The 20688-nt window shown below is 59.4% G+C and carries 16 protein-coding genes; 4 read left to right on the top strand and 12 right to left on the bottom strand.

All coding sequences use genetic code 11. The annotated features are described in order from the left end of the window. Positions 1-1359, bottom strand: a complete 1359-nt coding sequence (locus HQL98_09935; protein MBF0272369.1) for a CCA tRNA nucleotidyltransferase — start codon at positions 1357-1359, stop codon at positions 1-3. On the opposite strand from HQL98_09935, the gene mtaB reads away from it, so the two are divergent. Next, positions 1358-2767, top strand: a complete 1410-nt coding sequence (gene mtaB / locus HQL98_09930) for a tRNA (N(6)-L-threonylcarbamoyladenosine(37)-C(2))-methylthiotransferase MtaB (protein MBF0272368.1) — start codon at positions 1358-1360, stop codon at positions 2765-2767. The genes HQL98_09935 and mtaB overlap by 2 nt on opposite strands. A 114-nt stretch (positions 2768-2881) precedes the next feature. On the opposite strand, the gene HQL98_09925 is transcribed toward mtaB, so the two are convergent. The 3 genes from HQL98_09925 to HQL98_09915 all read right to left on the bottom strand — a co-directional run bounded on the left by HQL98_09925 (position 2882) and on the right by HQL98_09915 (position 5680). Next, positions 2882-3718 carry a hypothetical protein gene (locus HQL98_09925; protein ID MBF0272367.1) on the bottom strand — a complete coding sequence of 279 codons (837 nt, stop codon included), beginning with the start codon at positions 3716-3718 and terminating at the stop codon, positions 2882-2884. A gap of 170 nt (positions 3719-3888) precedes the next feature. After that, a complete protein-coding gene (locus HQL98_09920; GenBank protein MBF0272366.1) occupies positions 3889-5190 on the bottom strand; it encodes a TRAM domain-containing protein in 1302 nt (433 codons plus the stop codon). Between the two features lie 4 nt (positions 5191-5194). Beyond that, a complete protein-coding gene (locus tag HQL98_09915; GenBank protein MBF0272365.1) occupies positions 5195-5680 on the bottom strand; it encodes an LEA type 2 family protein in 486 nt (161 codons plus the stop codon). A gap of 180 nt (positions 5681-5860) precedes the next feature. Between HQL98_09915 and HQL98_09910 the strand changes: the two genes are divergently transcribed. Both HQL98_09910 and HQL98_09905 read left to right on the top strand, forming a co-directional pair. Continuing rightward, positions 5861-6544 carry an ABC transporter ATP-binding protein gene (locus tag HQL98_09910; protein ID MBF0272364.1) on the top strand — a complete coding sequence of 228 codons (684 nt, stop codon included), beginning with the start codon at positions 5861-5863 and terminating at the stop codon, positions 6542-6544. A gap of 128 nt (positions 6545-6672) precedes the next feature. Then, positions 6673-7401, top strand: a complete 729-nt coding sequence (locus tag HQL98_09905) for an OmpA family protein (GenBank protein MBF0272363.1) — start codon at positions 6673-6675, stop codon at positions 7399-7401. 183 nt (positions 7402-7584) lie between these two features. Here HQL98_09905 and HQL98_09900 read toward each other — a convergent pair whose 3' ends face one another. The 7 genes from HQL98_09900 to HQL98_09870 form a co-directional block, all read right to left on the bottom strand. Beyond that, positions 7585-10680 (bottom strand): response regulator, encoded by a 3096-nt coding sequence (locus HQL98_09900; GenBank protein ID MBF0272362.1) that lies wholly within the window; start codon positions 10678-10680, stop codon positions 7585-7587. Between the two features lie 45 nt (positions 10681-10725). Then, positions 10726-11817: a 23S rRNA (cytidine(2498)-2'-O)-methyltransferase RlmM gene (gene rlmM / locus HQL98_09895; GenBank protein ID MBF0272361.1), complete on the bottom strand. Its 1092-nt coding sequence runs from the start codon at positions 11815-11817 to the stop codon at positions 10726-10728. Between the two features lie 74 nt (positions 11818-11891). After that, positions 11892-12392: a rubrerythrin family protein gene (locus HQL98_09890; GenBank protein MBF0272360.1), complete on the bottom strand. Its 501-nt coding sequence runs from the start codon at positions 12390-12392 to the stop codon at positions 11892-11894. A 69-nt stretch (positions 12393-12461) separates the two neighbouring features. Further along, the gene (locus HQL98_09885; GenBank protein ID MBF0272359.1) at positions 12462-14123 is read right to left on the bottom strand and encodes a 2-isopropylmalate synthase; all 1662 of its coding nucleotides are present in this window, start codon (positions 14121-14123) and stop codon (positions 12462-12464) included. Positions 14124-14504: 381 nt separating this feature from the next. Then, complete coding sequence (locus HQL98_09880; protein MBF0272358.1) at positions 14505-15188, bottom strand: 4'-phosphopantetheinyl transferase superfamily protein; 684 nt, start codon at positions 15186-15188, stop codon at positions 14505-14507. After that, the gene (locus HQL98_09875) at positions 15185-15886 is read right to left on the bottom strand and encodes a thioesterase (protein MBF0272357.1); all 702 of its coding nucleotides are present in this window, start codon (positions 15884-15886) and stop codon (positions 15185-15187) included. The genes HQL98_09880 and HQL98_09875 overlap by 4 nt, the downstream gene beginning before the upstream one ends. 4 nt (positions 15887-15890) lie before the next feature. Continuing rightward, entirely contained in the window at positions 15891-17540 is a 1650-nt protein-coding gene (locus HQL98_09870; GenBank protein ID MBF0272356.1) for a cyclic peptide export ABC transporter, read from the bottom strand. Between the two features lie 257 nt (positions 17541-17797). Here HQL98_09870 and HQL98_09865 point away from each other — a divergent pair, with 257 nt between their 5' ends. Then, positions 17798-18673, top strand: coding sequence for a sulfotransferase domain-containing protein (locus HQL98_09865; GenBank protein MBF0272355.1), 876 nt, complete (start codon positions 17798-17800; stop codon positions 18671-18673). 105 nt (positions 18674-18778) lie between these two features. On the opposite strand, the gene HQL98_09860 is transcribed toward HQL98_09865, so the two are convergent. Beyond that, positions 18779-20608: a TolC family protein gene (locus HQL98_09860; GenBank protein ID MBF0272354.1), complete on the bottom strand. Its 1830-nt coding sequence runs from the start codon at positions 20606-20608 to the stop codon at positions 18779-18781. Between the last annotated feature and the right edge of the window lie 80 nt (positions 20609-20688).

Genomic DNA, 20688 nt, shown 5'->3' with positions numbered 1-20688 from the left:
TTAGAATACCTTTTGCTGCGCGATCCATTTGTTGACCTGGGCGCGCAGTTCGGCTTTCTGGTTGCGGTGGGGTTCCTGGCTCACCAGGTCCACCATTTTGGCTTGCAGATCCCGCAGCCAGGGACCGGGAGGAATGCGGACCATATCCAGGATCTCCCCGCCGGAAAGGGCCAGATCCGTGGGATGCAGACGGTGTTCCGCCTGTCTCAAGGCGCGGCATCGATCACGGATTTCCTGGAATTTCAGCTCCTCTTCCACCCGGGCCGATTCCGAGAGATGGGCGTTGGCGGAGGTGAGCGCCTGAAGAACGCGAAACACGCCTTCCAGGGGAATGTGATCCTGCAAATAGCGTTTCAATTGGCGATCGGTGGGATTGGTGGTCCCGTTCAGATTGCGCAGCAGACTGAGAATGCGTCGCGCCCGACGCTTGGAGAACTCCAGAAATTCGAGCCTGCGATTCACCTGGGCCAGATTGCTTTCCATGTGATCCTGGGAGGTGTGTCTGGCCACCCCCACCCCACCCAGCAGAATGGCCCAGCGCAGATCCAACAGGGAGATTTCCTCGTCGTCTGTGGGGGCGGTGATGCCCAGGGTGGTATCCAGGATTTGTTTCCAGTGGTCTTCCCCGCTCCAATGGCTGCCGGGATTTTTCAAGGCGGCGAGATGGGGCAGGATCTGATCCGCCAGTGGGCAGGCAAACAGGGTGCGCAGATGATTTTGGGTCTCCTCGTCCGCCAGGGGCAACGAGAGAATGCGATCCATCTCCGCCCGGATCTGTTCGGGTTGGGCCCGTTCCAGCGGGGTCATGATCGCCAGACCCAGGTCTTCCGCATGCATGGGCCGGTTCAGTTGCATGGCGAAACGAAAGAAAATCAAGGCCCGCAAGGGGTTTTGATCCAGGGTTTCCTGGCCGTTGACCAGTCGGATCTCTCCGGTGAGCAGATCCCGGCGACCGTTGAATGGATCCACCAGAGGACCGTTGGGCCAGGTGTAGGCCATGGCGTTGACGGTGACATCCCGATGCAGCAGATCCTCTTCCAAGGTGGCCGGATGGTTGGGGCGACTCTTGAACGAGCCGATATCCAGCACCTTGGGATGCGTCCACTCTTTGATGGGCAACAGCAGACTGTTATGCTTGTGTCCCATGACCGCTTCGGCGTGATCGCCGCGCAACAGTCGTTTGCGACATTCGGTCAGGGGGCGGGAGACGAGAATTTCGAGGGTATTGGGCAAGGGTTTGCCCTGAATACCGCACAAAGGGGCCTCTCCGACAAGGTGAATCGGCCCGATCAGACGATTGACATCGTCCAGGAGATTGCGGATGAACGGCGCGAATGCGTTGGGAAAGGATGGGATCATGGCGTCCTTAACAAGTTTACCGGGCGATACATTAGACCGGTTGGATCCCCACGTCAATGGTCGGGTGGAAGGGGTGAGACCCATGACCGTGTTGACCATGGGGTGTCGGGTCAACCAGTTTGAGAGCGCGGTCATGGGGCAGGGGGGCAAGACACGGGGATTTCGACCGGCCGAGGCCGGAGAGGCGGCGGAACTGGTGGTGATCAACACCTGTTCGGTTACCGGCGAGAGCGACCGTCAGGCCCGTCAGTTGGTACGGCGGGCGGTGCGGGACCATCCCGGTGCCCGGATCGTGGTCACCGGCTGTTATGCCCAGAACGAACCGGAGCGGGTGGCGGGATTGCCGGGCGTGGATCTGGTGCTGGGCAATGGGGAGAAAAGCCGGTTGTGGGAACTGCTGGAGGCGGCGCCCTTGCGGGAAGACAGAGCGGGCGGACAGATCGAGGTGGGGGATGTGGCCCGGTTGACCCGGGTGCCGGAGATGGAGCCGGTGGAGCGTTTCGGGGATCGGGCCCGGGCCTTTTTGCAGGCCCAGGACGGGTGTGACCGGGCCTGCGCCTATTGCGTGATTCCCCGGGTGCGGGGTCCGAGCCGTTCGGTGCCGGCGCAACGGGTGGTGGAGCAGGCGCAACGGTTTCTCGAATCGGGATACGAGGAGCTGGTGCTTACCGGAGTGAATCTGGGTTCTTACGGTCGGGATCTGGCCGGGCGTCCCACTTTGGCCGGATTGGCCCGTCAGGTTCTGGCTCTGTCCGGAGTGGGACGGTTGCGGATCTCCTCCCTGGATCCTTTGGACATCGACCAGGGATTGATCGATCTGTTGGCCGATTCCGACCGGTTGTGCGCCCATTTGCATTTGTCGATTCAGTCCGGGGATGACGGGGTGCGGCGTCGCATGGCCCGGGGTCGGGGCCGGGACGAGGTGCTGGAACGGATCGCGCGGGTGCGGGGCGTGCGGCCCGAAGTGGTGCTGGGGGCGGATTTCATCGTCGGTTTTCCCTCGGAAAGCGAGGCGGCCTTTCAGCGCACCCTGGATTTGACCGTCGAGGCCGGGTTGTCGTTGTTGCATGTGTTTCCCTATTCCATGCGCCCGGATACGCCGGCGGCGGATTGGTCCGCGGCGTTGCTGGTGCCCGGCGGGCAGATCCGGGAACGGGCGGGACGGTTGCGTCAGGCCGGGGAGGTCCTGTTGGAACAGGTGCTGGGTGAGCGGGTGGGGAGGGAAGAGCGGTTGCTGGTGGAAAACCTGGAACAGGGGTGGGCCGTGGGCAAGACCGACGGGTTTTTGTCGATGCGCATTCCCGACGGGCAGGAAGCGTGGCGGGGGGCTTTGCTGCCGGTGATCGTGGAGGGGGTGGATCCGGTGGAACGATGCCTGACCGGACGGGTCCGGGAGGGCTTTTTGTGAGGAGGGATGAGCCGTTCATCCACAAGGTTATCCACAGAGGGTGTGGATAACCTTGTGGATGACTTGTGTGGATGACGGGATCCAAGGATGGTCGGAGAGGGCGTTGCCGGGCGGTCAGGGATCGTTGGCGCGGGAAGGTTTGCGCATTTCCCGGGCGTACCACTCCATGGCTTCCGCCTGATTGAACGGCTTGTTGTGGCGTTGGATGTAGTCCACATAGCTGCCGGGTTCCGGGTTGCCATCGAACGCTTCGTAATTGATTCCCAGACCTTCCACAAAGTTCAGCAGTCTTTGCAGATCGGGCAACCAGTTGCTCCAATAAAGAGCCTTGAACTCCTTTTCGAGCTTGGGATGATCCGGGTGATAATTCTTGTCTTTGAGAACCATCAGGATCTGGTTGCGGGTCTCCTCTTTGCCCGCCTGGTAGCGTTGGCTGCCGTAATAAACGCCTGCGATCATCCCCACGATCAACAGCACCGCGCCCAACGGCTTGAGGATGGAACCCAAGGTTTGTTTGAGATCCAATCCGGTATCTTCGTGAAAGGCGGGACGGGTGGGAATGCCGGGGCCTTTTTGCTTGTAGCCTTTTTCGTACAGCACACGCACCGGATGATCTTTAGGCAGTTTGCGGATGCGATCCGGCAACCCGGCTTTTTTCTCCTCCCGGGTGAATTTCAGATCCTCGATGTTGATTTTTTCGATGGTTTTGGGTTTGCCGCGTTGCAGTTCCTGCTCGCGTTTTTTGCGCACCACTTCCAGTTTGCCCGCCAGGACAATATCCTCTTCGTGGCGGATCTGGTCGAGCATGGCATCCACCTGATCCGGAGAGGGGGGGGCCGCCTCTCCGGGAGCCGTTCCCGGCGCATTTCTTTCAGCCGCGCTGGCTTGGGCTTTTTGGGCCTGTTGCGCCTGTTTTTCCAACTGTGCGCGTCTGCCTGGAAGATCAGCCATGGGTGGAACTCCGTCGCAAAAGATCGGGATGCCCGGCTTCATCCCTGAGCCGGTCGATGACATTCATAACGGACTTGGCCATAATTTTAGCAAAAAATGCTCTCCCTGGGTAAACTCTTTTTTCGATATCTTTGTTCAAAGATTCGTTCCAACTTTGCGTTCGGGCCGTTTTAGCGGCGCACGAAACGGGAGGTGATCTCCACGTGCCGGGTCTGGGGAAACAGATCCACGGGTTGCACCACCTCCAGGGCATATCCCCCAGCCACCAGGATGGCCGCATCCCGGGCAAAGGTGGCCGGGTCGCAGGAGATGTAGACAATGCGTTCCGGCCCTTTGGACGCCAATTGACGGCAGAGTGCTTCCGCGCCGTTTCTGGGGGGATCCAGCAGGGCCAGATCCACCGGTTCCTGCCAGGGCAGACGGGTCAGATCCTCTTCCCGGAACAAGTCGATCCGGTGGAAGACCACCCGGTTTCCCACGTCATACCGCCGGGCATTTTCCCCGGAGCGGCGCAAGGATCCTGGCAGCAGATCCGATCCGGCGACCCGGTCGAAGCGGCGGGTCAGAGGCAAGGTGAAATTGCCAATGCCGCAGAACAGATCCCAGGCCTGTTGTCCCTTTCCCGCCAGCGTCATGGCGGTGGCCACCAGCGTGTGATTCTGGGTGCCGTGGCCTTGCACAAAGTCGGCCGGCTCGAACGCGATCGAAAATCCGTCCACCGCGTAGCTCAAAGGGTGGTGCGTCACCAGGGGGCTGGGGGGTGACTTGCCGACGCGTATCCAGACCTGATCCGCTCCCGTTTCCCCTGCGAACCGCCGCATGGTCTCCTTATCGGTGTTGGGGCAGGGTCGCAACAGGCAAAAAACCATCCCGACTCCATCATCTCCGGCCACGACCTCGATTCCGGAAAGGGAGTGGCGGCAGGCCAGGGTGGCAATGAGACGGCGCAAGGGTGACATCAGGGCCGACAGACGGGGATCCAGTATCGGACAGTGGGTCAGATCCACAATATCGTGGGAACCGTGGGCAAAAAAGCCGAGTTGTGGGCCATGGTCGGTCCAGCGGGTCTGGAAGGTGGCCCGACGCCGGTATCCATCCCGTTCCCGGGCGGGAATCAGGGGTTGGAGCGCCTGGGTGGGGTCGAGACGGGCGATTCTTTCCAGTCCTTCCTTCACGAATCCGGCCTTGACCGCGTCTTGATGGGACGCGGACAGACGGCGCAACTGGCAGCCGCCACAGGATCCATCCGCCGGGCAGCCGGGATCCACGGTGTCGGGACCGGCGGTCAGGATCGCCTCGCAGCGCACCATGACATGGTGGCGATGATCGCTTTCGATCCGGCCCCGGATCCGGTCTCCGGGCATGGCCCCGGGCACAAAGACCACCCGACCCTCCAGACGGGCCAGTCCCATGCCACCGGGCACGAGTTTTTCGATGGTCAGTTCCACGGGAGTTCCGACAGATGGATTCATAAGGTCATTCATCCCACTTGATGTTTTTTTTCAAGATGCCGCTTTTGTCGAAGGGCACCGCACCCACAAAGGGGATCTCTACATGGATTTTTCCCACAATGCGGTATTCCAGACTGGCTTCGCCTTTGCGCAACAGGGCGGAAATTTGTTTGATGGCTTTCATCAGTTCCGTGGCCACCTCCACGTCGAACTCCGCATCCCCTTTGGCCGGAATCGTGAAAAATTCCGACGACTGGCCGGTGGCGAAGGCCATGCCTTGCAATTCCACCCGGCATTCGATTCCGCCGATGGGAAAGTCGATGTCGTTGGGATTTTCCACCTTGAGACGTACCCGGAAACGGGGTGCCATTTTGGTGCTGTTTTTTTTGGCCAGTTGGATATCCACCAGGCTCAAGCGGGGTTTTTCGAGTTGGGGTCGGGGATCGGACCACTCCGGCAGCAGCCCGCAGCCCGATAGAAACCATCCGCTGCCGACAACCAGGAGGATCATCCAAAGGGTTTTGATCCGGTGGGAAAGAAAAACTCTGTCCACTTCGCCTCCCGAACGATTATAACGAATCTTAAGGCACCGCGCATGCGGCTTGGATTCACGAGTGACATCTTACGCGATTTGTCGATGCAACACATCCAAGAAAAGCAACATTGGGTTCATCATCCGGAGGTTTGATCCATGGAGCATCCATTGGTGCGTCTGGAGGGAATCGGCAAATCCTATCCCGAGGAGGAGGGAGACGGGGTGCCGATTCTGGCGGGGGTCAACGTGACTTTTGCCCGGGGCGCGTTGACCGCCATCGTGGGACGCAGCGGGTCGGGCAAGACCACGCTGTTGAATCTGATCGCCGCCTTGGATCGGCCCGATCGGGGACGGGTATGGATCGGTCCCACCGACCTCACCGGGTTGAACGATGAGGACAGTACCCGATTTCGGCGGCGTCACCTTGGATTTGTCTTTCAATTTTTCAATCTGGTGCCGGCGTTGACCGTTTTGGAGAATGTGCGTTTTCCCCTGGCTCTCAACGGGATGGATGACGCGGCGGGCCGCAGTCGCGCCCTGGAGTTGCTGCATCGGGTGGGATTGGCCGGTCGGGCGGGGGCTTTTCCGGATCGTCTGTCCGGCGGGGAGCGGCAGCGGGCCGCCATCGCCCGCGCCCTGGTGCATGGTCCCATGCTGGCTTTGGCGGATGAACCCACCGGCAACCTGGATCACAAAACCGGACAGGAGGTGATGGCCTTGATGACCGCCATGGTGCGGGAAGAAGGACTTACTCTGATTATGGTGACCCATAGTCCAGACTTTGCCAGTCAGGCGGATCGGGTATTGAGATTGCATGAGGGTAAGTTGATCGATCTCTGAGTGACGTTAGTGGATATTGTGTCTTTTTTTATGTAAAAAGCCACTCGGATCGCAGATAGTGAGTGACAATAGGGTCGATATGGACTATATTGATCACTTTCATCCCTCCAACTGTGTCGGTAGGAACCATGAAACATTCGAAAATCACCTTTTTGGCCATGGCCGGTGCCCTCTCCCTGAGCCTCGCCGCCTGTGTCCCCACCACTACCAAAGAAGGTTGGATGGGCAAGAATGGTTTTGCCCAATGGCATCCGCAAACCGGTGCCAATTCCCTCTCGGCGGTGGGCACGCAATGCTATTTCTGTAACACGACTGAAGTCACGCCCGAACCCCCGAAGCCGGTGGATGGCGATGACGACCGTGACGGCGTTCTGAACTCCAAGGACCAATGCCCCGGCACCCCCATGGGCGTCCGTGTCAACGAGCAGGGTTGCCCCCTCGACTCCGACAGAGATGGCGTCACCGACGACAGAGACAAATGCCCCGGCACCCCCATGGGCGCCAAGGTGAACGACCTGGGTTGCTGGGTTCTGGAGAACCTGCACTTCAAGTCGGACAAGGATCAGATCGAGCCCGTCTCCTTCCCGCTGCTCGACAGTGTGGTGACGGTCCTGAAGAACAATCCCAGCGTCAAGGTGGAAGTCCAGGGTCACACCGACAGCACCGGCACTGCCGTGCGCAACGACAAGCTCTCCAAGGCCCGCGCCCAGTCGGTCAAGAAGTATCTCGTCGGCAAGGGCATCGCTGCCAATCGTTTGACCACGGCGGGTTTTGGTCCTTCCAAACCCATCGCCACGAACGACAATCCCGCCGGACGGGCCAAGAACCGTCGCGTGGAGCTCAAGCCCCAACCGTAAGCCGTTTTGTCCCGATGACGTTTCCCGAAGCGGTGGTCGTTATGACACCGCTTCGGTTGCATTCTCCCGGTTTGAAAATGGAGGCGTGTTGCCATTTTCGAACCGGGATTTTTTTTGGTGCTTTCCGATCCCCTCGTGTTTGAATGGCCTGGCGTGTGGGGATGGGGAATGGGCTGTGTCCCGTCAACCGGCAACACCGGATTTCTTCAAGATCTCCAGCGCCTTGACACAATCAAGCCCCTCGATGGCCCGTGCCAGTTGGCGGTATTCCGTTGTTTGCAGATGGGCGGTCAGGGTGGGTGCCAAAGCGGTGAACAGGGTGATGGCCTGGAAATTTCTGGTTTCGAGGGCGGTCATCAATGCGCGCAGAGCCTCCGGATCCACCGGTGGGGGCGGGGCGGAGCCGTTTGGCGCGCCATCTGCGTCCGACAGCAACGGAGCGACCGTTTGCATCAACGTCCCCAGGGCCTGATCGAGGGAGTCGAGTCGGGGGGTGAGTTGGTCCGGAAGAGTCTGGGCCAGGAGCAGGGTTTCCAGCTCGCCGGCCATCTGGTGTAGGGCCACAGCGCCCACATTGCCCGCTGAACCGCGCAATTTATGCATCCGCATGGCCGCCTGTTGGGAGCGACCCGCCGCCAATTCCTCCGACACCTCCTGCGCCACCAGACGGAATTGCTGACGCAGACTGCGTAGCAACGACAGAAACAGGTTCCAGTCTCCCCCAAGCCGTTGGAAAACTCCCTGAATGTCGATTCCCGGAACCGTGGGCCAGTCCGGGATCGGGGGTTGAAGAAATGGGGAAGATGGGGAAAGGGCGGAAGATCTCTGGGGTATTGTGCCGCTTCGGGCCAGACGTTGTACGGTACGGATCATCCGGTTCACGTCGAATGGCTTGGTGATCACATCGGTCATGCCCGCTTGTAGCGCCCGGTGGCGATCACTTTCCATGGCGCCGGCGGTCAGGGCCACCACCGGCAGGTGGGCCAGCAGGGGATCCTGACGGATGATCCGTACCGCTTCGTTGCCATCCATGATCGGCATCTGCACATCCATCAGAATGACGTCAAATCCATGGGGGGTGTCCCGCAGAATTTCCAGGGCTTCCAGCCCCTGACTGGCGGCGGTCACCGTGGCTCCTTCCAGTTCTAAAATGCGTTGGGCAATCTCCAGATTGATGGGACAGTCATCCACCAGCAGCGTGCGCACCCCCGCCAGTCGGGGACCGGTGCGTTCCGGAATCGTCGGGAGACGGGTGGTGGTCCCTTTGAATCGCAACCGATGGGCTTTGGCCATCGCCACCCCCCGGTAGAGTGACGCCGCGGTCACGGGTTTGGTGAGCAGGGCATCGATGGCGGCCGCTTGTCCCGATTGACTCCAGGCATCCTGATCGCAGGCGTTCAGGGTCATGAGCAGCAGAGGGGCAGGGGTGTCGGGTTGACTGCGCCAAGTGTTGACCTGGGCCAACAGGGCCTCCAGATTGGCAAGCTTGCGGTCCAGTATCCAGACGCTTTTGTTTTGCCAGTCGGAAGCCTGTTTGGCAAGCCCCGCGCCGGAACAGACCTCGGGAACCGGCCATCCGAGAGCCTGGGCGTGGCTCAGCAGGGCCTCTTGTTGCAAAGCGTGATCCACCGCGATCAGCAGCGGGACCGGCTGCCCGGTTGTTGCGCGTATGGTCTTTGGTTCCGGGACTACTTCCAACGAAAGCTCTGCCCAGAATTCGCTGCCTTGATCCGGCAGGCTCGTGGCTCCCAGTTGTCCGGCCATCAGTTCCACCAGCCGTTTGGAGATGGCCAGTCCCAGTCCGGTTCCCCCGTGGGTGCGGGTGGTGGAAGGATCCCCCTGGGTGAATGGCTGGAACAGTTGTTCCAGCACCTCGGGCTTGATGCCGATGCCCGTATCCTGTACCACAAACCGAAGCATCACTTGCGTCTGTTTGCGTTCCAGGAGCGTGGCTCGCAAACAGACGTGACCGGCGGAGGTGAACTTGATCGCGTTGCCCACCAGATTGATCAGAATCTGGGAGAGTCGCAACACATCTCCTTTCAGCATTCCGGGCAGGTTCGGATCCTGGATCACGATCAGTTCCAGCTCTTTCTGACCCGCGTTGCCAGCCATGAGCAGGGCCACTTCATCCAGCAGGCCATCCAGAGAGAATTCCACATGGTGCAACTCCATGCGTCCGGCCTCGATTTTGGAAAAGTCCAAGACATCGTTGATGATGCCCAACAACGATTGACCCGCGCCATGAATCTTGCGGACGAAATCCCGTTGTTCTTCGTTCAGACGGGTCGTGCTCAGCAGATGGGACAAGCCCATGATGGCATTCATGGGGGTGCGGATTTCGTGGCTCATGTTGGCCAGAAAGACCGTTTTGGCCTGATTGGCGGCAATGGCCTTGGCGGCCATCTCTTCCAGTCCCGCGTTGAGTTCGAGAACCTGACGGGTACGCTGTTCCACCAGGCTTTCCAATTCCCGTTGATGGCGGGCAATGGTGGCTTCCATCTCCCGGCGTTCGGTGATGTCCCGGCCAATGCCCAGCACACCCAGCAATTTTCCTTCCTGGGTGCGCATCGCCACCTTGATGGTTTCCCGCAGGATGGGCTTTTGATGTTCGGCGCTGAAGATCCACGCTTCGTGAAAACGGGGTTCTCCCGAGGTGATGCAGGCCAGATCACGGGTGCGAAACAGTTGCGCCAGATCCTCGCCGAACAGATCCCGATCGGTTTGGCCGATGATCTCCTCCCGTGGTTTGCCCATGAGGCGTTCAAAGGCGACGTTGCATTTCAGATAGACTCCGTTGGGGCTTTTGAGCCAGATCATCTCCGGGATGGTCTGAATCAGGGTTTGCATTTCGGCGATCTGTTCTTTGGATTGCAAATGATAACGGCGCAGGGCCGCCATGGCGGAACAGACGATCAGTTCATCCAACAGATAGACCACGTTGCCGAACACCACCGACGAATGGAATTCGAACACGAAGGAGCTGTAGGGGGGGATGTAGTAATAAGACGCCAGGACAGCACCAATGATCGCCGCCAGCATGCCGGACCAGAACCCTCCGAGAAAGGCGGAGATGGCCGCAGCCGGGAAGAAGGTCAGATAGGGCAGTCCCATCTCATCGGTGCCGATCAGCACCCGCAGCGCAAAGGCCACGGCGACCACCATCAAAGGAATGGCGATCCGTTGGGCCGGGGTGCGTCGGGCAAAGAGAAACTGATTGATCAGCAGACCGATCACCGTGCGGATCGCGGCAATGGCGGATTGCAATGGATGGATCATGGTGCCCCCCCGGTACCTGAATTTTTTTGAGACGATCCTGAGCGCTTATTGGGGTGAACCCGACAGATGCAGCAGGGCGGTCACCTCCTCCCGATCGTGATAGAGCTGGCGGATCGACAGGCGATGGTCGATTCGGGTCGGTTTCAAGGCCTGGCCCACCAGATTCCGGCAGATCTGGAGTTCTTCGTACCGTTTTTTCATCGGCAGCTTGAGATTGAACAACGCATTTCTGCACCATCCGGAAGCGGCCCACAGGCCCACCAGTTCGGCGATGCGGCGGGGTTGTTCCACCATGTCGCACAGCAGCCAATCCACCGGGCGTGGGGGACGAAACCGGAAACCGTCCTCCCGGGCGTGGCGCAGTCGGGGAGAGGCGAGCAACTCCGGAGCCAGGGCGGCCCGATCCACCGCCGTGACGCTCAAGCCGTCTTGCAGCAAAATGCGCGTCCAGCCTCCTGGTGCGGCTCCCAGGTCTACCGCCGTGCGTCCCGGGGCCAGCCATTTTTTGCGGGCTTCGGGGGTGAGCAATACCACCAGGGCCTCTTCCAGTTTCATCGCGGCGCGACTCGGGGATCCGGAGGGGCGGCGCAGTCGGGGAATGCCCATGGGCCAGGGGGCGCTGGAGTCGGGACGGGAAAAGCCGGTCAGGGCCTGGGTCCCGGAAAGAAAAATTACTTCGGCGCGCAATCGGTGGGGCTCTTCCACCAGCAGTCCGGACTGGCGCAACGCGGACTCCAGCCGTCCCTGCAAGGCGCGACACAATGGCAGCAATGCCCGGCCCGCGTCGGATTCCGGCGCTCCCAGCCACAATGCGGAAAAAGGGCCATGGCGTTCCCCCATGGCGCTCAGGCGGGCCAGCAGCGGCGCCAGTCGATCACCGGGGGGAAGCGGGGCCGAGTCCTCATCCACCGCGAGCAGATGACGGGCAAAGGTCAGACGGGACAGGTGCAGCCGTTCCAGCAGTTCCGCAACCCGATGGGTCTGCTCGGGCCGAAAGAGTACATGGCCGGAGCGTTCCTGGAACTCCCCGGAGCCGGGCAGACCCGCAGACGCGGCCCAGCTCGCACATTCGGCCAGGGTTTCGCGCTCGAATCCGGCGCGACAATACAGAAACAATCGGGTGCAAGGACTCTTCATGGGCGCTCGGGGCGCGGCTCCCGAAATCCGGGACTCGGGAGCCGCGTGGATGGGGGATGACAAAGGTCGGTTTTTTAGACCATGCGGGTGAATTTGTCCTTCTTGACGTTGCACACTGGGCACTGTTCCGGGGGCTGACCGATCTCCACATGTCCGCAAACCGGACAGATGTAGATATCCATGCTCGGCAGATCCTGACCCGCCAGCACCGCCGCCAGCGCCTGCTCGAACAGACGATGATGGGTTTTTTCCACTTCCATGGCGTCTTCCATGGACTTGATGGCCCGTTTGTGACCTTCGGCTTTGGCCTCGGCGACAAAACCGGGATACATGTGGGTGAACTCGTGGGCCTCACCGGCAATGGCGGCCTGGAGGTTTTCCGTGGTGCTGCCCACCCCGTCCAAGGCCCGCAGATGGGCATGGGCGTGGATGGTTTCCGCCTCGGCCACCACCCGGAACAGCTTGGCGATCTGGGCGAATCCCTCTTTTTCGGCCTTGGAGGCGAAGGCCAGATATTTCCGGTTGGCCTGACTCTCTCCGGCGAAGGCGTATTGCAGATTTTCTTGTGTGCTCATGGTGTGTCCTTCTTGACGATGGGGTTTGGGGTTGGATCAACGATAGAGTGCCTGACGCGTCACGGCAATTCAAGCGAATGTGGCGCGATTCATGGCCGCGATCACCGCCAGAATGGCCGCGGTGACAATGTCGGAATGGCGACCCATGCCAAAGGCTCTGATCCCCTGAGGGCTTTCCAGTTCGATCAGGGCCACGGCCGCCGCCGCGCTGCCCGGATCCAGGGCGTGTTCTTCATAGTGCCAGAGTCGCCATGGCTGAGGAAAGGCTTGCAGACAGGCATCGATGGGTCCGTTGCCTTCTCCGGTGTATTCAATCGGCTGGTGGCCGTCTTTCAGGGTGAGCCGCATCCGTGCCGGACGGTCTGGATCGTCGCCAGTCTGGTCGCACCGGTGGGTGACATAAGCCAGTGTTCCGGCAGGGCGCAGATAGGTCTGCTCGAACAGTTCCGCCACCTGATCGGCCAACATCTCCCCCCGGTTGCCCTCGGCGACCCCCTGGACCACCTGGGCGAACTCCCCCTGCAAACGGCGCGGCAAGGGAAATCCGAGCCGGCGTTGCGCCAGTTCGGCGACCCCCGCCTTGCCCGACTGTCCGTTGACCCGGATCACCCCTTCGTACCCCCGTCCGATCTCGGCGGGATCCAAAGGCAGATAGGGCACCTCCCACCATCCCCCCTGGGCGCGCCAGACCGCCAATCCTTTGCGGATGGCATCCTGATGGGATCCGGAAAAGGCGGTGAAAATGCGTTCTCCGGCATAGGGATGGCGGATGGGAACCGTTTGATCCGTGGTTTGTTCGTAACAGGCCACGATTTCATCCATCGACGAAAAATCCAATCCGGTGGCGATCCCCTGAGTATAGAGATTCAACGCCAGGGTGATCAGATCCACATTGCCGGTGCGCTCGCCATTGCCGAACAAGGTGCCTTCCACCCGTTCCGCCCCGGCCAGCATGGCCAACTCCGCGGCGGCCACGGCGCATCCCCGGTCGTTGTGGGGATGAACCGACAGGATCACCGCCTCCCGCATTGGAAAATGGCGATGAAACCATTCGATCTGATCGGCGTAGTGGTTGGGGGAGGCCACTTCCACGGTGGCGGGCAGATTGAGGATCACCTTGTGTTGCGGCGTGGGTTGCCACACTTGGCAGACCGCTGCGCAGATGGCCAGGGCGAATTCCGGCTCGGTGGCCGAAAAGCTCTCCGGGGAGTATTCAAAGATCCATTCGGTTTCGGGTTGTCGGGCGGCGCAGGCTTTGACCCATTCGGCGCCTTGTCTGGCCAGGGCGATGATGCCGGCCTGATCCATGCCGAAGACCACGCGCCTTTGCACCGGAGAGGTGGAGTTGTACAGATGGACAATGGCCCTTCGCGCCCCTTTCAGAGCCTCGAAGGTGCGTTCGATGATCTCCTTGCGGGCCTGGGTCAACACCTGAAGCGTCCACTCCGGATCCTCGGCCTGGATGGCCACCGCGGCGCGGACAAAATCGAAATCATCCCGGGAGGCCGCCGGGAAACCCACTTCGATCTCTTTCAGACCGATGCGGCGCAAGAGTTTCAAGAAGCGTTTTTTCTGCTCCGGCGACATGGGGGTGGCCAAAGCCTGATTGCCATCCCGCAGATCCACGGCGCACCAGATTGGTGGGGCCACCGTCACCCGGGAGGGCCAGTGACGGTCGGGGAGATCAACCGGAGGAACAGGGCGGTAGCGGGTGGCCGGATGGGTCAACATCGTTGCGGACTCCTTCGATTCGGGGGCTGAGTGGTGGCTGAGGTGTGGCGGTACCTCCGGTCGCCGATACCCGTATGGGCCATGATCCGGCGACCGCCACTCAGTCGAAGTCGAAGCTGCAAGCTGTTCATGGGCGTTGCTCCTTGGGGTCGAAAGGTCAAAAAAAAAGGCCATGGAGTGTGACCCATGGCCTTCGGAAAAGCGTTTCGTGACAACCGAACCGGAGATTACCCCCCTTTTCCAGATATCCATGGGCCAGTGTGGCCACGCAGCAGGATGGCAGGAAGTCGCAGCAGGGAGAAATGGCTCGATTGATTCATGGCCTCAACTCTAGCGCGGATCGTGGGAGCGTGTCAAATCCATTTTGAGTGGTGCGTCTGTTCATTCCCCCAAAGAGGGGTCCGGGAACCAGAGTATCGGGGCTTCCGGCGGGGTGGGGACTGGGGTGGCCAGATGGCAACAATAGCCGGGACGGGTTGTCACCGGGTGGATGTGCCAGTTCTGGATGCCGTGGGGTGCGGGGGCGTGGGGGGGGCGAATGGTGGCGCGATTGTCTTGAATCTCCAGAGCTGAAAAGGGAATCGACAACCCCCGTCCATCCCCTTTGACCACGCTTTCCCGCGCAGTCCAGAAGTCGAAGAAGGCCTGTTGGGGGTTGGGGGCGGTGTGGATGGTCTGCCAGATGGCCGGATCCATCAGGTTCTGGAAATCCTCCAGCGGGATGGGGCGGATCCGTTCACAATCGATGCCCACTTCCCCCAGACGGCTCACGGCGCAGATCACCAGCCCTTCGGTGTGGGAGATGTTGAAAAAAATGTCTTCTGCCACTCGGGGTTTGCCATGTTCCCCGAGGCGCCAATCGCGCAGGGTGTGGGCTTCGTGTTTGGCTTCCAACAGGGCGTGCCGCAGCAGCAGTCGTCCCAGGAGCGTGGCCTGTCGGTCCTGCCACCGTCTGAAACGCAGAATCGCGGGATGGTGGTTTTCGGGTACCTGATTCAGCAGTGCCTGCCACTGGGGCGGAGAGAGCGGAGTGGGATGGATCTCCGCCAGCAGAATGCGGATCACGCCTGACAGTAGGGTCGCAGGGTTTGGGAGAGAATCTCGCCGATTCGTGGCCACTGCTCGAAGATGAAAAAATGATCCCCGGGAAAGGGTTCGATCACCAGGGGTCGCCGGGTTTCCGCCTGCCAGAGGCGTATCAGCTCCAAGGTGACGATGGTGTCCAGGGAACCGGTCATGGCGGTGATTCCCAGATCCATGGGCGGCGGGGCGGGATAGTGATCGGTTTCGATGGCCTTGAAATCGGCCCGCAGGATCGGCTCGAAATAGTCGATCAGCTCCTGATGGGCCAGAATGGCCTTGGGAATGCCGCCGTATTTACCCACCTCCGCCAGAAAGTCGGCTTTGGGGAGTTGGTGAATCAGGTTGGCGGGTTTGAGGCGTGTGGGTCCGGCGGCCCCGGAGACGAACAGGTGACAAGGGGGTAGCTGGAATTCATCCATCAGGCGTCGGCTTACCAGATTGGCCAGATAGGCCCCGAGACTGTGACCGAACAGGGCGAAGGGTCCCCGGACCTGACTGCGGATCAGGGAAACGAGGTCGTCGGTCAGCGCCCCGATGGTTTCCAGCAGGGGTTCCTGACCCCGGCGTCCCCGTCCGGGGGACTCCAGGGGGACCACCTGAATGAAATCATCCGCATGTTTGGTCAGCCCGAGATACGCATAGGCGTTGCCGCCCGCATAGGGAATGCAGAACAGTTGCATTGCTTTACAGGTTTCCGTGCTGGGGATCGTCCATGACCACCTTGCCCATATCCATTTTGATCAGATGGTCGCAATCGTCGAAATAGCGATCATCGTGGGTGACGCACACCAGGGTGATCCCTTTGGCGCGCATGTCCGGCAGGATTTTTTCGTAAAAGAAGGCCCGGAAGGTGGCATCCTGGTCCGCCGCCCATTCGTCGAACACGCTGATGGGTTTTTCCTCCAGCGAGGAGGCGATGAAGGCGAGGCGTTTTTTCTGGCCGGTGGAGAGGTTGAGATCGGTGAAACGTCCATCCTGATAGGTGGTTTTTTGTTCCAGTTGCATCAGTTGCAGGAGTTCGTCCAGGGTGTCCTCGTCCACCCCTTCCAGACCGTACAGCCGGTCGAAGAGATGAAAATCGCTGAAGATCAACGAAAAGAGATTGCGGAATTCCGGATAGTTGGTGCGTGTGATCGGGATTCCGTCCACCAGGATGCGCCCCGAGGTGGGATAATACAGGCCGGTGATCAGTTTGAGCACCGTGGATTTGCCGCTGCCGTTGCCCCCGGTCAAAAAGAGGATGTTGCCCTTTTTCACCACGAAATTGAGGGGACCGACGCTGAATTCCACCCCCTGGGCCTGTTCTCTCGCCTCGTAGGTGAAGTGGACGTTTTCAAAGCGGATCTCCTGGAAGGCGGCCATTTTGTTGGCGAGACGTTTGTTCAAGGGTTGAGTGTTGAGCCCTTGGGCATCCAGCTCTTTTTCCAGTTTGTAGAGGTTGCGCACCGCCACATCCGCCAGGGTGAAGATCGGAATGGCGCCCACCAGCAGGTTGACCGGCCCGATGATGAACAGGGCCGAGGCGGTGAGTTTGATGACGATGGTGTAATGGGTGGTTTCCAGTTCGGGCAGGATGAAGACGATGATGGCCAAAAGCAGATAAAACGTGACCTGGGAGAACATGAAATCCACGACAAAGCGCAGACCGGAGGCCACTTTGAGCTTTTCCGTTTCCACGGAGATGCGCTGGATGTGATCGAAAAGGCTGTCGCTTTTTTTCTGGTTGACCTTGATCTCCTTGAAGCCGCTCAACAGGTTGTTGAGGGCGTCGAAAAATTCCGACTCCTTGCGGTTGACCACCTCGAAGGCTTCGGCGTTTTTGCGGTTGTTGACCAGATACATGGCGCTGCCCGTGCTTAGGGCCACCAGAATGATGAAAAAGCCTACCGGAGACAGCCAAGCCACATACATCAGGGTGGTGACCAGGACGATGGCCGACTGGCTGGCATTGATGATGATGACCGCCGATTGGGAGATCAGGTTGGCATCCTGGGTGAGGCGGGTGAACATGCTGGAACGACCCATGTTCTCCACAAAACTCAGATCCGACTTGCGGATTTTGTCGGCGATGCGGATGCGCACCTTGCGGACCGCCGCTTCCACGGCAATGGAGGTGGTGCTGAGGGCGTGTTTTTTGGTGATGAAAAAAAGCAGAAACGACGCGATGAAGATCCAGAACAGATGATCTCGCACCTCCTGGTTGGCCGCTTTTTCCGCTCCGGCATTGATCACCGCCAGCAAGACCGCGCTGGCCCCACCGGCCATGACGGCGCTTCCCAGGATGGACCCCTTGGAAATTTCCAACTCCCGGTTGAAGAATTCCAACAATTTCATATGCGGATGTCCAGAAGTGTGTAAGGAACGGGTGTGTGGGTTGGAATGTTTTGGTTTAAGGGATCGATTTGGCAGACCTGATCCAGGATACAACAGAAAAGGGGAAGAGTGCCAGGGGTTCTCTTGTTCAAAGATGTGGAGTCGAGGGGGTTGAAGTGCGTTTTTTTTGATTTTTTCCTTGGGTTGCGGGTGACGGACGTTATACTGGCGGATGAAATGTCATTTTCTCTTTTGCGTTGGATCTTGAAGCCACAACCATGAATGAGACCATCAAAAAAAACGCCAATCGTTTGATTGGCGGTATCAGCGGGGGGTTGCGGACCCTGGCGGAGTGGATCGAGACCGCCGCGATTCAGATCGATCTGAAACGGACCGTGGCCTTTGAAATGGAGGATCGGGCGGACGATATTTTTGTCGTCACCTATCCCCGTTCCGGCACCACCTTGATGCAGATGATGCTGTATCAGTTGACCACGGACGGCAACATGGATTTTCAGCACATCGGCATGGTGGTGCCCTGGTTCGAGCGGCGCATCATGTCCAATCCGCAGGCGGCCATGGCCTATTTCGCCGCCATGCCCTCACCCCGGGTGTTCAAGTGTCATCTGTCTTATCCCGATACCCCGAAAAAACGGGGAAAATACATCTATGTGATGCGGGATGGGCAGGATGTGGTGGTGTCGTATTATCATTTCTATCGTTCCCACCTGTCATTTCGGGGGACGTTCGATGAGTTCTTCGAGCGTTTCATGAACGGGCAGGTGCAGTTCCAGTCCTGGTTCGAGCATGTCCAAGGATGGTGGCAACACCGGAACGATCCGGATGTGTTGTTTTTGCGCTACGAGGCGTTGACCGCCGATCTGCCGGGCACCATTCTCCGGGTGGCGGAGTTCTGTAATCTTCAGGTCTCCCCCGAACGTCTGCCGGTGATCGCGGAGCGTTGCGGATTCGAGTTCATGAAACGCCACGAACCCCAATTCGATCATACCACGGGATTGGCCCTGGATCGGGGCTATCAGTTGGCTGCGTTCATTCGCAAAGGCAAACGGGGCGAGGGGGAGAGTGTGTTGACTCCTGCTCAGAAGGATCGCTTTGAACAGAAGAGACGGCAGGATCTGGGATCGGTGGGGTGATCCCCGTGATTCGCATGGGCTGATACCCGAAAGGCATGCCGCCCCCGTCAGAGTCCAGCGATTGAACGGACTCTGACGGGGGCGTTTTTTTGGTATGCGACGAGGTTACGGCAGGGTGGCGATGGCTTCCTTGCCAATGACGAACTGGTCGCCTTCGGTTTTGGGCAGCAGGGTGCCGGTGGCGAAACGGACATCCACCAACGATTTGGCCAGAGAGCTTTTGGCCTCGATGTGTTTGGTGAGGGCGTCTTTGAGTTTTTCTTCCAGGCTGAGCAGATCCATCAAGGTGGAAAGCGGAGCGTTTTGTCTTTGGGCGTTGTATTTCTCCAAAGAGCCTTCCACGCTCGGCCAGTAGTTTTTGATGGATTTTTTCGCCAGATCCACGCTCGGAATCGAGTGTTTGAGGTCGTTCAGGCTTTTTTTCACGCTCATCTGAACGGTACGGTTTTTCTCTTCCAGCAGCATGGAATCCCGCATCACCGCCATGTTGCGTTGCGTGACCATACCCTGGGCCGCATCGTTGCCGAAGGGATATTCAAAGGTCACACCCACTTTCCAGTTCGGCGAGACCACATTGTCGGTAAAGCCGTCCATGGCGTTGCTCAGAGTGGAGCCATCCACATTGCCCCCCATGACGCCACCGGTGGCATCCACCACCAGATTGGGCAGCAGATCCTTTTTGGCTTTGGTCAGCAAGACGTTGGATTGCTCTTCGGTCAGTTTGGCGGCCAGCAGGTCGGACCGTTCCGACTGGGACAGAACCATCAACCGTTTGATGAGGGCCTTGTCTTCGACATTGGTCGAAACCGTCGGAAAATCGTCGGCGGGATAGCCTTTGGCTGTCAAATCTTCCACAGAGATGCCCACGGCTTCCGCCAGGGCGTTTTTGGCGGCGTAGACCTTGGAGCGTCCCTCTTCCAGAGCCAAAGATTCGGAGGCCAGACGGGCGGTCAGGGTATTGACTTCATCCTTGTTGCCTTTGGTGGCCCGGGCGGCCTTGCCCTTGGCGGACTCTGCCCATTTGGTGACCAGTTTTTCCGACACCCGCAGGATGTCTTGTTTTTCCATGGCCTCCTTGTAGTCCCAATAGGCCTTGGCCACGTTGCGGACCCGGTTGGCGACCGCGTGACGGTAATCCTGCTTTTTGGATTCGTAACCGAGTTTTTTCTCTTTTTCTTCCACGGTCCATTGATAGGCGTCCGGACCGCTGTTGCGCAGCAGGGGGATGCGGATCGAAACCTGGGTGATGCCGATGTTGGTGGCGCCGGCGCCCTGGGCCCCCACATCGTAATAGTTGACCGGATCGGTGCGGTCCAGGATGGTTTCGATCTTGGCAAAGAAGCCGGGACGATAGAACTGTTTCATGGAGGCCACGGCTGTGGACTTGTGGACATTCTTTTCGATGGAGGCGTCGTACAAAGCCCGCAGACCGGCGGACATCTGTTGCACGTCGTAGAGGTTCTTCATGTCAGAGCCGGTGAAGGTACCATTGCCCTGTTCCGCACGTGCGGCCTGTGCGCTTAAGGCCCGGGCCAGAGCGGGGGCGGAACCTCCTGGCAACGCGGCCTCCTGGGCCTTCAAGGCGTTGTATTGCTGTTGCACCCAGGATGGTACCGGGGTGATGTTCTGGCTGTTTTCCATGGTGAAACCGAAGGTGGGATTGAAGGCCCCGCTTTTTTCCTGGTATTCACCGGCGGCCACTTCACGCATCCCTTTGGCCGTGATCACTTCGACATTGTTGTCGTTTTCCATGGCCATTTTGATGGCGTCCACAATGCCCCATTTTCCATTCTGTTCTTCCGGAGTGGGGGTCATGGTCTTGAAAATTTCTTCTTGCAGACTGACGCGTTCGGCGGCCATGGCCGGTGTTGGTCCACCGAGCAGCACGGGGAGAAGCGAAGGGAGAATCCAGAAAAATGGTTTGGTTTGTTTCATGATGATCTCATTATTCAAGAGATGGGAATCGATGGCAATGCGATACGCAATTTTTATGCCATAGTTGATTGATGCGCAAC

The sequence above is a fragment of the Magnetococcales bacterium genome, assembly GCA_015231755.1.
Classification (GTDB): Bacteria; Pseudomonadota; Magnetococcia; order Magnetococcales; family Magnetaquicoccaceae; genus Magnetaquiglobus.
This window is presented reverse-complemented; position numbering and strand designations above follow the sequence as displayed.